Source organism: Paraburkholderia graminis C4D1M, from assembly GCF_000172415.1.
GTDB lineage: Bacteria > Pseudomonadota > Gammaproteobacteria > Burkholderiales > Burkholderiaceae > Paraburkholderia > Paraburkholderia graminis.
Genome location: NZ_ABLD01000001.1, coordinates 511,746 through 523,385 on the forward strand (window position 1 = coordinate 511,746; position 11,640 = coordinate 523,385).

Here is an 11,640-nt window from a genome sequence, read left to right on the forward strand (position 1 = left end):
GCGCGCAGGCGTGCCTACTCCCGTGGCCCGTTGTAGCAGCGAAATGCCAGGCTGATACGCGGCCCGACGCGCTCGCCGAGCTTTGGAATGCCGTGGTCGTGCGTGAACTGCGACGCGTAGCTCATCACCAGACAGCTACCCGGCTCGAGGTCGACATGCACCGCGCGGCCGGGGCCTTTCTTCGGGCGGATCGTCATGCGACGGGCAGCGCCGAGCGATACGATCGCGATCGGCTCGCCGCGCACGAGGTTCGCCGTCTTGTCGCTGTGCGGCGCGACGCTGTCGTGTTCGTCGCGATACAGGTTCAGACCCACGCGGTTAAACGGCGCGCCGACGAGCGAGCGCACCGCTTCGAACGCCTCGCCAAGCGGCGCCGGCAAGTCCGCCGATTCGCGCAGGAACGTGGCGATAAGCCGAGGCACGGCCACCTCGCGCTCGTACATCATCCGCTGATGGCTGCTCCAGCCGATGTTCTTCAGCGCCTCGCCGAACCACTGCTGCGCGAGCGCAAGCGGGACCAGGTCGGGCAGATAACGCATTCCGCCTTCGTTGTCGCTAAACAGGGTAACGGGCTCGGGGGCAAACAGGCCTTGCTGGGACACCATGATTCAACGCCGGGCGCGCAGGCCCCGGCCAGGAAATGACGGGTTCATGCCTGTCATTATACTGTGTTTTTATACAGTGTTTCCAGGTCCCGGAAGTCTGCCGCCAGCCTCTGGTCTCCTCGCGTCGCGGCGAACTCACTCGCCGGGGCTATACAGGTCCAGCAGTTTCAGCGTCACGCCGTTCGTCCAGCCAAAGCCGTCCTGCAGCGGATATTCGCCGCCGCCGCCACCGCCCGTGCCCGCGCCTTCCACTACGTATTTCTCGACCAGCTTCTTGTCCGACGCATAGACACCTTTCACGTCGGCGAGAAAGCGCGTGCCGATCTGCTGCGCGAGCGCGTCCTGACCATAGCGCTTCAAGCCCTGGATCGCGACCCAGTGCAACGGCGCCCAGCCGTTCGGCGCATCCCACTGCTGCGTGGTGTTGTACGTCGTGGTGACGAGGCCGCCTGGCTGCAACAACGTCGATTGCACCTGCTGCGCGGTCTTTTTCGCGCGATCCGGCCACGCGGCGCCGACGAACAGCGGGAACACCATCGCCGCGGTTTTGTTTTCGCGCGGTTTGGCGAGTTGCCAGTCATAGTCGCCGTAGTAGCCGTTCGCGTTCCACAAGTAGCGATTGATGCCGAGCGCGCGCTTCGCCGCGCGTCCCGCGAATTCGCCGACACAGCGGAAATCGCGCGTCTCGCCGCAGCCCTTCGCGATGGTGATCTCCAGGTGGAACATCAGGCTATTGAGATCGACGGGAATGATCGACGTGGTGCGCACCGTCGCGAGCGTCATGTTGTCGCCGAACCAGCGCGAGCTGAAATCCCAGCCGCTTTCGGCGGTGGCGCGCAGTTCGCGGTAGACGTCGTTAGGATTGCGCCCGGTCGCCTTTTGCGCGGTCTGAATGTCCTCAAGATAGGACTCGTCGCGAGGCGTGTCGAGCTCGTCCCAGTAGCGGTTCAGCACCGTCCGATCGGGCATCACGACCACGTTGCGCGTCGCGGAGCCGGCCGGCGTCGAGCTTTCGCCCTGCATCCAGTAGCCGTATTCCTTGCGCAGCGCCGGCAGGTACTTCTGATAGACGCCGCGTCCTTCCACCTTGGCCGCGAGCTCCACCATGTGCGAGAAGAAGGGCGGCTGCGAACGGTCGAGATAGTACGTGCGATTGCCGTTGGGAATATGGCCGAACGTGTCGATCATGTACGCGAAGTTGTCGAGCATGTTGTCGACGAGATCTTCGCGGCCCGCTTCCTGAAGGCCCAGCATCGTGAAGTAGGTGTCCCAGTAGTAGCCTTCGCGAAAGCGTCCGCCGGGCACCACGTACGGCTTCGGCAATGGAATCAGCGAGCTGTTCGGCGGCGCGCTCATGGTCGTGCGTGTGAGCGCGGGCCACAGCCAGTTGATGTGCTCACGCAGCGTCTGATTCGCGGGCGGCGTGATGACCGGCTCGCTCGGCGGCGTGAAGTACTGGTTCACGAAGTTCGCGAGCGAGAAGCCGGGCTTGCTCCTCTGCTGGTGATAAAGCTGCACGATTGCGGCGGGATCCGCATTCGGCGTTGCATCGACGAAGGTCTTCTGGTCCGGATAGATCTGCGCCGTTTGCACGGCCACGAACAGGTCGCCATAGAGTATGTCCGGCGCGGGCGGCAACGTGCCGCCGACCTGCGTGTCGGCGTGACAGACGGACGACAGTCCGATTAGTAAAGCGAAGCTCGACACGGCGGCCGCGCGATGCAGGTACTTGAACCGCGCGGCGGGAAGGGAAGGCTGCGATAAAAAAGCGGGGAAACCGGCGACGCCGGGCACGCGTCCGGCACAGCGAATGCTGCGCGCTTGCGATGACACAATCATGTCTCCTCCTGAGGAATGGACAACAGGATTGGTCGCCTCTCACGCCCTCTCTTTGATGACTAGCCGTGATGATCCTTTTGGGGCGTGGCTAGCATGGCATAAAACAGACGGCGCTTCAAACTATGCGGGACGAATGGGCGGGCAGCGTTCTGATGAGGTGTCGCGAGCGCTTGCTGGCCACGCTCTTTGTTTAGTTCGGATGGCGAATTAGTTAATGATTAAATCGACGCCGTTACTGTCCGCGATGCGGAGCTAAGCGCGCCGGCGTGTTTCAGATTAACCCTTGATTCACGGGCTAATCTGTTTCTGAAGCATGAAAGAAACCTTCGCTCACGCACCCAACCAGCGTGCAACAACCGGCATCAGCACAGGAACCACGAACGCGGTGAACACGCCGTTAAGCCCCATGCCGAGCCCTGCAAACGCGCCCATCTGCTCGCTGACCTGGAAGGCGCGCGCCGTGCCGATGCCATGCGACGCAATGCCGAGTGCGAAACCGCGCACTTCGGGTTCTGCGATCTTCAGCGCGTTGAGGATGGCCCGCGCGAAGACCGCTCCGAAGACGCCCGTCGATATGACGAGCACTGCGGTCAGCGACGGAATCCCGCCGATTTCCGACGCGACGGCCATCGCGATCGGCGTCGTCGCGGACTTGGGTGCGAGCGATGCGAGCGTTTGATGCGATGCGCCGAACAGCGCGGCCACGCCGATCGCCGAAACGATCGCGGTCAACGAGCCGGCGACGAGCCCGCCTAACAGCGGCAACGCATAGCGCCGCAGCTTCGGCCACTGACGATAGAGCGGCAACGCGAGCGCGACCGTCGCGGGACCGAGCAGGAAGTGCACGAACTGCGCGCCCTCGAAATACGTGGCGTACGGCGTGCCCGTGATCTCCAGCACCGCGACCAGCAGCGCGACCGCGATCAACACCGGATTGGCGAGCGGATTGAAACGCGCCTTCGCATACAACGTCTGCGCGATCAGATACGCGATCAACGTGATGGTGAGGCCGAGCAGCGGGCTTGCCGCAAGATAGACCCAGATCGCGCCGAGCTTGGGTAACGCGGTCATTGTGCGGCCTCCGTATCGGCGCGATCGTGCGGTTGCCGGCGCTGCTGCCGGCGCATCAACGCACGCGTGACGAGCGCGGCCGCTGCAATCGCGAGCGTCGTGCTGACGGCAATCGAGACGATCACCGCAACGGCATCGCCGCGAATGCGGCTTGCCGACACCATGATGCCGACGCCCGCAGGCACGAACAGCAGCGACAGATGCCGCAGCAATTCGAGCGCGGTCGGCTCGATTGCGTCCGCCGTTTGCGGGCGCATCATGATGAAGCCGAACAGCAACAGCATGCCGATCACCGGGCCCGGCACCGGCAAATGGAATACGTAAGACACGCCTTCTCCAAGGCATTGAAATAGAAGCAGGGCGGCGAGCGCTCCCAGCATGTCGATCTCCAGCGCACGAAACGGAAATGCGGCCATTGTGTACCATGCCGATAATTTCGTGGTTCGCGCGAGCGCATTGCCGCGAGTCTCGCGGCTCGGCAGTGCGCTATCGGCTACTTCAACCTGGATGACGCCCATGCAGATCGAACCGTTTCATATCGCCGTGCCTGATGCCGACATGGACGATCTTCGCCGACGTATTCGTGCAACGCGCTGGGCGCCCGCGACGCCGTCGCCCGCATGGCAGCAGGGCATCGACCCGGCATGGCTGCGCGAGTTCGTCGACTATTGGGCGAACCAGTTCGACTGGCGCGCGGCCGAGCAGCGCCTGAACCGGCAGCCGCAATTCATCGCCGATGTGCATGGACAGCGCGTGCATTTCATTCATCGGCGCGGCGTGGGTCACGCGCCTTATCCGCTCGTCGTCACGCATGGTTGGCCCGGTTCGTTTGTCGAGTTCGAGGCGCTGCTCGAACGGCTCTGCGATCCCGCGGCGTTCGGCGGAGATCCCGCGGATTCGTTCGATGTGGTCGTGCCTTCGCTGCCTGGCTTCGCGTTTTCGCCGGCGCCCGCGCAACCGGGCACGTCGGCGTTTCAGGTCGCGGATCTTTGGGTGTCGCTGATGAGCGGGCTTGGCTATCGGCGCTTCGGCGCGCAAGGCGGCGACCTTGGCGCGGGTGTATCGCTTGCGCTGGCGGCGCGGCATCCGCAGGCCGTCGACGGCGTTCATTTGAACTTCCTGCCGAGTTCCTACGAGCCGGCAATCGGCGCGGCGCAACGACCGTTGACCTCGGAAGAAGAGCGCTTTTTGCGCGAGAAAAACGACTGGGCCGCACTCGAAGGCGGCTATGCCCACATGCACGCGACGAAGCCGCTGACGCTCGCCGCTTCGCTGAACGATTCGCCGGTTGGACTCGCCGCCTGGATCGCCGAAAAATTTCGCGCGTGGAGCGATTGCGAAGGCGACGTCGAACGCGTGTTTTCGAAGGACGAGTTGCTGACCAACATTTCGCTCTACTGGTACACGCAATGCATCGGGCCGGCCATACAGATGTATTGGGAGAACCGCCTTCAACCGATGCGTTTTGCCGAAGGCCAGCGCATAGTGCCGCCCGTCGGCTTTGCGCGCTTTCCGAAAGAGATCAGCCATCCGCCGCGCAGTTGGCTCGAACGAACCTTCAATGTCGCGCAGTGGACGGACATGCCGGGCGGCGGCCATTTCGCCGCGATGGAAAAGCCCGATCTGCTGGCCGCCGAGATCCGCAGCTTCTTCAGACCGCTACGCACGTAGCGCGTCAAATCGTGCCGAACAGCGCGCGCGGACGATCTTTCAGCGTGCACGCCAGCAAGCGCAACGCGCTGACGAGCTGATCGCGGTTCGCGGCGCAGCGAGGTTGGATACGTTGCTCAGCGCCGCGCCAATTCCCCGGTCTCAAGCTCCGAGAAAAAGTAGACATAGAACACCTTGACACCGCGCGCCGAGTCTCTATAGTTCACCATATGGTGAAGTCTCCTGTCAGTCAACTCGATCGTACGTTTTCCGCGCTGGTGGACCCCACGCGGCGGGCCATCCTCGCCCGCCTCGAGCGGGAGCCGGGCCTGTCCGTCACGGAAATCGCACGCCCATTGCCGCTCAAGCTGCCCGCCGTCATGAAGCATCTCGACGTGCTGAGCGACGCCGGGCTGATCACACGTGCCAAGCATGGGCGGACCGTGTCGGTTGACCTGGTGGCCGGCCCAATGGAAGAGGCGATGGCGTGGCTCAGACGCTATGAGCGCTTCTGGTCCGCGAGCCTCGACCGGCTCGCCGATTTTGTCGAAGGAGAGGAGTGAATATGCAGAAGCCGAGCCTGACGATCGTACGGCGCCTGAAGGCGCCGCCGCAGAAAGTCTATGCCGCGTGGACGAGACCGGAGTTGATGGCGCGCTGGTGGGGCCCCGACGCCGGGCCGGTGCTGAGCGCGGAAGCCGATCCGCGCGTGGGCGGCCGTTTTCGCGTGGTGTTCCAGACGCTCGACGGCGAAACGCACGATTGCCGCGGCGAATATCAGGAAGTCGAGGCCGACCGCAAGCTCGTGTTCACGTGGCAGTGGGTGACGCTGCCCGAGCGCCGCTCGCTCGTGACGATCACGTTTCGTCCCGTCGACGAAGGCACGGAAATGAATTTCACGCACTCGCAGTTCTTCGATGAAGCCGCGCGTGACGGTCACGATGCAGGCTGGAAAGGCGCGTTCGAGAAGCTCGATGCATTGATCGCGGAACTCGGCGGCACAGGAGTTTGAAGCGCTTGAAGAGGCAACATCGAATGGAGTGAACTCACACGGAGACGTCACATGCAGCTTTACTATTCAGAAACGCTGGCCCCTCGCAAGGCTTGCACAGTTGCGCGTTATTTAGGGTTGCCAATCGAATATGTTTTCGTTGACCTCGGCAAGGGCGAGCACGTCGCGCCCGCTTATCTGGCGATTAATCCGAACGGCAAAGTGCCGTGCCTCGTCGACGGAGAGCGAAGCATCTGGGAAGCCGACGCGATCATTTGCCATCTCGCGCAACGTGCGCGATCGCCGTTGTGGCCGCAAAACGCCGAGCAGCAGACAGACGCGCTGCGCTGGCTGAGCTGGAATAGCCAGCATTTTTATCGCCACGGCGGAACGCTTTACTTCGAGCACCTGATTAAGCCCGCTATTGGACTCGGCGGACCCGACAGCGCGAAGGTCGCCGAAGCGCAAGGCTGGTTTCGCAAGCACGCAGCGGTGTTGGACCGGCATCTCGAGAACCGGAAGTGGCTGCTCGGCGACGCGATGAGCATTGCTGACTTCTCGGTCGCCGTCACGTTGCCGTATGCGTCGAGCGCCGCGATGCCGCTCGGCGAGTTTCCGAGTGTCGTGCGCTGGCACGATCGGCTGAATGAACTGGAAGCGTGGCGCAATCCGTTTCCTTCACGGCAGACCGAGGCAGCAGCGGCCTGAGCAAACGCATGTGCCGCGCGATCGTCGCCATGACCTATGACGATCGCGCGCGGCTCGGCTCTCCACCGAACCCGCCCGCTGGACTCAATAGCTAGTACAAATTCGCCACCGGTTTTCCAATCGGCTGGCTCAGCTCCGCTTATCACATCCCGCACCCGGAAAATAAAAAATTTTCCGTAGTCCCGCGCGAAAATCCCGCTATTTAGAGTATTAACTCAGGCCGATTACTTAAGGCATTCGCTTTGCATACGGCGCGCGCCAATCGAAGAAAGATTGTGAAAGGAAGTTGACACGGTAACGTTTGCCAAACTAGGCTACGCACTGTCGTCAATACTGATCCTGTTTTATTGCATTGCACCCGGAAGAGCAGGCGGGCTGCGCTTGACCCGTCGATCCGCAAGGGCGGCTTTAATCGTCTTTCTGAAAGTTTTGTAATAAACGAGTTTCCGCTTTAAAAATCAGCCATTAGTGCTGAGGACATAACACGTCCATATATTCTCGCTAGCAATTCGGTGCTAGTGCGGGAGACCTTTTTCGCTGAAAAAGAAACACGGCTGAAGTGACTCAACGCACTTTCTTTATACCGATATTGTCAGTCGAGGATTAAAAATGCGTATTAATTTCCGATTACAGGTGCAGTGCCTGGCGTTAGCCGGAATAATGGTAATGGCCGGCTGCGGAGGAGGCGACGGCTCGGCTTCGTTGACGGGCAAATCCGCGCAAGCTCCAACGGCCGCATCCGACGTTCCGCTAGTGCCCCCGGCGAGCGCTGTGCTGGCGAATACATCGATCGACAAGACCGTGCAGCCGGTGGAATTGCCGAACACGGTCACGCCGATCAACTACAAGCTGTGGTTCAGGCCGAACCCGGCGCTTTCCTCGTTCGACGGCCGCGCCGACGTGCAGATCAAGGTGCTCAAGCCGGTCAACGCGATCACGATTGCCGGCCATCGCGTCAAGTTCACCAACGGCACGATCACGCTTCAACCGGGCAACATCGCGTTGATCGCCACGCCGCAGGACGACGGCGATTTTTATCAGCTGCGGCCCGTCAGCGGCCAGATCGCCGCGGGCAACTACTCGCTGCACATGGAGTGGAGCGGCATCATCAACTTCAAGAGCTATGACGACCCGGTGGCGAAAACGGGCGGCAGTTGCGGCGACGACCACTATCCCGGCTGCTCGGCGGCCGAGGGCGTGTTCCGCGTCGATCTGAAGTCGACCGACGGCACCACGAGCGGCGCGATTCTCACGCAAGGCGAGTCGAATCTCGCGCGGCAATGGTTCCCTGGCTGGGACGAGCCGGCATTCCGGCCGACCTACGAGGTGAGCGCCGAAGTGCCGCAGAACTGGAACGTCGTGTCGAACGCTGCCGAAAAGCCCGCGGTGAACGTGGATAGCGGCTACAAGCTGGTGTCGTTCGAAAAGACGCCGCCGATGCCGTCGTATCTGTTGTTCTTCGGCGGCGGTCAGTTCGATATTCTCGAAGACGATTTCACGAGTCCGCTGCCGGACGGCAAGGGCTTGCATCTGCGCATCTTCACGCCGCCCGGCATGCGTGACTGGGCCAAGCCCGCGATGCAGCAGACCAAGCAGGCGCTCGATTACTACTATCGCTACACGGGCATCCCGTTGCCGCTCACGAAGTTCGACACGGTCGCCGCGAACGACGCGTTCAAGGAGCAGAAGGACCTGAACTTCGGCGGCATGGAGAACTGGGGCGCGATTCTGGAATTCGCCGACGACATTCTGCCCGCGCCGGGCACCACCATGTCCGATTACGGCGTGACGGTGCTCACGCACGAAGCGGCGCATCAGTGGTTCGGCGATCTCGTCACGCTCGACTGGTGGGACGACGTGTGGCTCAACGAATCGTTCGCGACGTTCTTCGAGAACAAGACCAAGGTCCGTTTCTTCCCCGACCGCTTTAGCTGGGTCGACGACGTGAAGAACAAGTACGCGGTCATCAACGCCGATCTCAAGTCGACATCGTTCCCCGTGCAGCCGAACTTCAACGGCTGGGCGTCCAACGACTTCGTGCTGAGCGCAAGCGCCTTCACGTACGACAAGGGCGGCCATGTTCTGAAGACGATCGAGAACTATCTCGGCGAGGAAACGATGCGCAAGGGTCTGCAGCAGTATCTCGCGGACTATTCGCTCGGCAACGTGACGCCCAAGCGCCTGTGGGACGAACTCGCGAAGGCGAGCGGCGAGCCGATGGTCGCGATCGGCGACAGCTTCGTGCGGCAAACCGGGGTACCGCTGATCTCGCTCGACACGCAATGCGATCTGACGACGAACCAGACCATCGTCACGTTGAAACAGTCGCCGTTCCCGAATCAGAACCAGTATCCCGGCACGCAGTGGACGATTCCGTTGACGCTTGCTTATGGCGACGGACTCACCTCGCGCAAGACGGTCGCGATGAAGGACCTGCAAACGCAAGTGCGGCTGAACGGCTGTTCCGCAGTGCTGGCCGATCCGAGCGGCCTGGACTACTACGTGACGAACTACAGCAACAACGCGTGGAGCCAGTTGCTCGCACAAAGCAGCGCGCTGAAGGACCCGGTGCTGCTGACGAGCCTGCAACTCGAAGCCAAGCTGCTCGTCGCGCATGGTCTCGCGGACCCGTCGCGTGAATCGAGCATCGGCTCGCTCAGTTCGTCGAATGCGATGGTTGCCCGTCAGTTGCTGAAGGCACCGGCGCCGACCACGCAATCGCTGCGTCCGACGATCCGTTACCAGGGCAAGCTGCGCCAGAAGGCTCAAGGCGAGTAAGCCGATCCGCAGCATGGCCGGCGTCGTTCGCGCGATGCCGGCCACTGCACGGTAGCGCTGCAATGTTGAAGACAATGTTGAAGATTCGCGGCCGCCGGGAATAAATTCCGCGCGGCCGCAGTCATGCCTGACGAACCGGGCCCGAAGAACGCTGGATAAGCCGGCGCTCTGTCGGTGGCCCGTCATCGTGAGGCCAACATGTCGTCCCATCCCTTCGATCCATCGCGCCGCGGCGCGCTCAAATGTCTCGCGTTCGGCGGCGCGGGCACGCTGTTCGTGCTTGCCGGCGGCGTGCTGGCGCCGGTTCAACTCGCACTCGCCGCCGACGGCAAACCGGCCGCGGCGAGCGGCGTGCCGCTCTTTCTTCAGATCAGCGATACGCATATCGGCTTCAACAAGGAAGCCAACCCCGATGTGGCGGGCACGCTGAAGCAGACCATCGAGTTCGTTAACGCGATGCCCGTCAAACCTGCGCTCGCCATTCATACCGGCGACATCACGCATCTTTCGAAAGCGTCCGAATTCGATCTGGCCGCGCAGTTGCTGTCGGGACTGCCCGTCACCGAACTGCATACCGTGCCCGGCGAGCACGACGTCACCGACGGGCCCGGAGCTGAGTACTTCCAGCGCTTCGGCAAGGCGTCGAATAACAGGGGTTACTACAGTTTCGACCATCAAGGCGTGCACTTCGTGGGTCTCGTCAATGTGATGCACTTCAAGCCGAACGGCCTGGGCAGTTTCGGCGACGAACAATTGAAGTGGCTCGAAAACGACCTGAAGGCGCGCTCGTCCAGCACGCCGATCGTGGTGTTCGCGCACATGCCGATGTGGACGATTTACGAGCCGTGGGGCTGGGGCACCGGCGACGCTGGCGAGGCGCTGAGCTATCTGAAACGCTTCGGCTCGGTGACCGTATTGAACGGACATATCCATCAGATCGTGTCGAAGGTGGAGGGCAACGTCACGTTCCATACCGCGCGATCCACGGCTTATCCGCAGCCGGCTGCGGGCCAGGGCTCGGGTCCCGGCCCGATGAAGGTCGCCGAAGACCAGTTGCCCAGGATGCTCGGCGTGACGAGCGTCACCATCGCGCGTCATCCGCTCAGCGCGACGCTCGCCGACGCGACGCTCGTCTCGTAACGGCAAAGTCCGCTCCCTGGAGATCAGTCATGCAGAACAATTTCATTCGCCGCGGATGGTTTCGGCTTGCTGCCGGCGCAGCATCTGTCACGTTCGTCGCGGTCATCGCGAGTGCCGGCGCACTGTCGGCCTGGGCGGAAACGCCCAACCAGATCGTCATCAAAGACTTCATGTTTTCGCCGATGTCGCTCACCGTCAAAGCCGGGTCCACCGTCACCTGGAAGAATCTCGACGGCGAGCCGCACACGGTCGTCAACGACGCGGGCATCTTCCGCTCCGCGGCACTCGATCAGAACGACACGTATCAGTTTCGCTTCGACAAGCCTGGCGTCTACAACGTGTTTTGCGGCATTCATCCGAACATGAAGGAGACGATCACCGTTCAGTAACTGGGAACTCGTGTCGATGAACCGCGAGGCGTGCCGTTTTCGCCATAGCGCTTTTGTGCCGAAACCTCGTCGAAACGCGCCATCGTTTGGCCGCGCCAGACGAGAGGCGCAAAAACGACGTCGCATTGACGTTGCATCATCGCAGCCAGCATCTCCTGCTTGCGCTCACGCACGACGTCGCGAGAAAATTTCTCGGTTTGGTGGAGGGCGCAACCATTTCCGTGCGCGTCGTGGCGCGAAGGGTTGAAGTCTGTCCGCGCGGCGTTCGTCGAAATCGGCCATGACCGGCCCGATTTTTGCATGGAAGGGAGCCCCCGCATCCGCCGCTGGTTTCATCGCCATGCGCGGCGGGCTTTCGCAGCGGGACTTGCCCCCATCGAGGCACTAAAGTGTGTCGCATATGCATGCGGCGTGGAACGTTTTACCTGCTTTTCCAGGCTCGAATGCGATCTGCCGAACAGACGTTCGA

Annotated in this window: 12 protein-coding genes; 7 read left to right on the plus strand and 5 right to left on the minus strand. The window is 62.0% G+C overall.

The window, feature by feature from the left end:
* Nucleotides 1–14: 14 nt before the first annotated feature.
* The 4 genes from BGRAMDRAFT_RS02255 to BGRAMDRAFT_RS02270 all read right to left on the minus strand — a co-directional run bounded on the left by BGRAMDRAFT_RS02255 (nt 15) and on the right by BGRAMDRAFT_RS02270 (nt 3,895).
* The gene (locus BGRAMDRAFT_RS02255) at nt 15–605 is read right to left on the minus strand and encodes an alpha-ketoglutarate-dependent dioxygenase AlkB (protein WP_006047022.1); all 591 of its coding nucleotides are present in this window, start codon (nt 603–605) and stop codon (nt 15–17) included.
* Nucleotides 606–740: 135 nt separating this feature from the next.
* Nucleotides 741–2,444 carry an alpha,alpha-trehalase TreA gene (gene treA / locus BGRAMDRAFT_RS02260; protein ID WP_006047023.1) on the minus strand — a complete coding sequence of 568 codons (1,704 nt, stop codon included), beginning with the start codon at nt 2,442–2,444 and terminating at the stop codon, nt 741–743.
* A 330-nt stretch (nt 2,445–2,774) separates the two neighbouring features.
* Entirely contained in the window at nt 2,775–3,515 is a 741-nt protein-coding gene (locus BGRAMDRAFT_RS02265; RefSeq protein ID WP_006047024.1) for an LrgB family protein, read from the minus strand.
* Entirely contained in the window at nt 3,512–3,895 is a 384-nt protein-coding gene (locus tag BGRAMDRAFT_RS02270) for a CidA/LrgA family protein (RefSeq protein WP_006047025.1), read from the minus strand. The genes BGRAMDRAFT_RS02265 and BGRAMDRAFT_RS02270 overlap by 4 nt, the downstream gene beginning before the upstream one ends.
* A gap of 136 nt (nt 3,896–4,031) precedes the next feature.
* Here BGRAMDRAFT_RS02270 and BGRAMDRAFT_RS02275 point away from each other — a divergent pair, with 136 nt between their 5' ends.
* The 7 genes from BGRAMDRAFT_RS02275 (at nt 4,032) to BGRAMDRAFT_RS02305 (ending at nt 11,171) form a co-directional block, all read left to right on the plus strand.
* On the plus strand, nt 4,032–5,186 hold the full coding sequence (locus tag BGRAMDRAFT_RS02275; RefSeq protein ID WP_006047026.1) for an epoxide hydrolase family protein: 1,155 nt from the start codon (nt 4,032–4,034) through the stop codon (nt 5,184–5,186).
* A 209-nt stretch (nt 5,187–5,395) separates the two neighbouring features.
* A complete protein-coding gene (locus BGRAMDRAFT_RS02280) occupies nt 5,396–5,728 on the plus strand; it encodes an ArsR/SmtB family transcription factor (RefSeq protein ID WP_006047028.1) in 333 nt (110 codons plus the stop codon).
* A 2-nt stretch (nt 5,729–5,730) separates the two neighbouring features.
* Nucleotides 5,731–6,177 (plus strand): SRPBCC family protein, encoded by a 447-nt coding sequence (locus BGRAMDRAFT_RS02285; protein WP_006047029.1) that lies wholly within the window; start codon nt 5,731–5,733, stop codon nt 6,175–6,177.
* 51 nt (nt 6,178–6,228) lie between these two features.
* Entirely contained in the window at nt 6,229–6,864 is a 636-nt protein-coding gene (locus tag BGRAMDRAFT_RS02290; RefSeq protein ID WP_006047030.1) for a glutathione S-transferase family protein, read from the plus strand.
* Between the two features lie 609 nt (nt 6,865–7,473).
* The gene (locus BGRAMDRAFT_RS02295) at nt 7,474–9,642 is read left to right on the plus strand and encodes a M1 family metallopeptidase (RefSeq protein WP_006047031.1); all 2,169 of its coding nucleotides are present in this window, start codon (nt 7,474–7,476) and stop codon (nt 9,640–9,642) included.
* 198 nt (nt 9,643–9,840) lie between these two features.
* On the plus strand, nt 9,841–10,782 hold the full coding sequence (locus tag BGRAMDRAFT_RS02300; RefSeq protein WP_006047032.1) for a metallophosphoesterase family protein: 942 nt from the start codon (nt 9,841–9,843) through the stop codon (nt 10,780–10,782).
* Nucleotides 10,783–10,811: 29 nt separating this feature from the next.
* Entirely contained in the window at nt 10,812–11,171 is a 360-nt protein-coding gene (locus BGRAMDRAFT_RS02305) for a cupredoxin domain-containing protein (RefSeq protein WP_006047033.1), read from the plus strand.
* Here the strand turns inward: BGRAMDRAFT_RS02305 and BGRAMDRAFT_RS02310 are convergent.
* Complete coding sequence (locus BGRAMDRAFT_RS02310) at nt 11,165–11,473, minus strand: hypothetical protein (protein ID WP_044020102.1); 309 nt, start codon at nt 11,471–11,473, stop codon at nt 11,165–11,167. The genes BGRAMDRAFT_RS02305 and BGRAMDRAFT_RS02310 overlap by 7 nt on opposite strands.
* Nucleotides 11,474–11,640 lie beyond the last annotated feature (167 nt).

Bases quoted from the DNA above. Each gene is read 5' to 3' on its own strand.
- BGRAMDRAFT_RS02255 (WP_006047022.1), bottom strand. From the start codon at position 605: ATGGTGTCCCAGCAAGGCCTGTTTGCCCCCGAGCCCGTTACCCTGTTT.
- treA (WP_006047023.1), bottom strand. From the start codon at position 2,444: ATGATTGTGTCATCGCAAGCGCGCAGCATTCGCTGTGCCGGACGCGTG.
- BGRAMDRAFT_RS02265 (WP_006047024.1), bottom strand. From the start codon at position 3,515: ATGACCGCGTTACCCAAGCTCGGCGCGATCTGGGTCTATCTTGCGGCA.
- BGRAMDRAFT_RS02270 (WP_006047025.1), bottom strand. From the start codon at position 3,895: ATGCTGGGAGCGCTCGCCGCCCTGCTTCTATTTCAATGCCTTGGAGAA.
- BGRAMDRAFT_RS02275 (WP_006047026.1), top strand. From the start codon at position 4,032: ATGCAGATCGAACCGTTTCATATCGCCGTGCCTGATGCCGACATGGAC.
- BGRAMDRAFT_RS02280 (WP_006047028.1), top strand. From the start codon at position 5,396: ATGGTGAAGTCTCCTGTCAGTCAACTCGATCGTACGTTTTCCGCGCTG.
- BGRAMDRAFT_RS02285 (WP_006047029.1), top strand. From the start codon at position 5,731: ATGCAGAAGCCGAGCCTGACGATCGTACGGCGCCTGAAGGCGCCGCCG.
- BGRAMDRAFT_RS02290 (WP_006047030.1), top strand. From the start codon at position 6,229: ATGCAGCTTTACTATTCAGAAACGCTGGCCCCTCGCAAGGCTTGCACA.
- BGRAMDRAFT_RS02295 (WP_006047031.1), top strand. From the start codon at position 7,474: ATGCGTATTAATTTCCGATTACAGGTGCAGTGCCTGGCGTTAGCCGGA.
- BGRAMDRAFT_RS02300 (WP_006047032.1), top strand. From the start codon at position 9,841: ATGTCGTCCCATCCCTTCGATCCATCGCGCCGCGGCGCGCTCAAATGT.
- BGRAMDRAFT_RS02305 (WP_006047033.1), top strand. From the start codon at position 10,812: ATGCAGAACAATTTCATTCGCCGCGGATGGTTTCGGCTTGCTGCCGGC.
- BGRAMDRAFT_RS02310 (WP_044020102.1), bottom strand. From the start codon at position 11,473: ATGCAAAAATCGGGCCGGTCATGGCCGATTTCGACGAACGCCGCGCGG.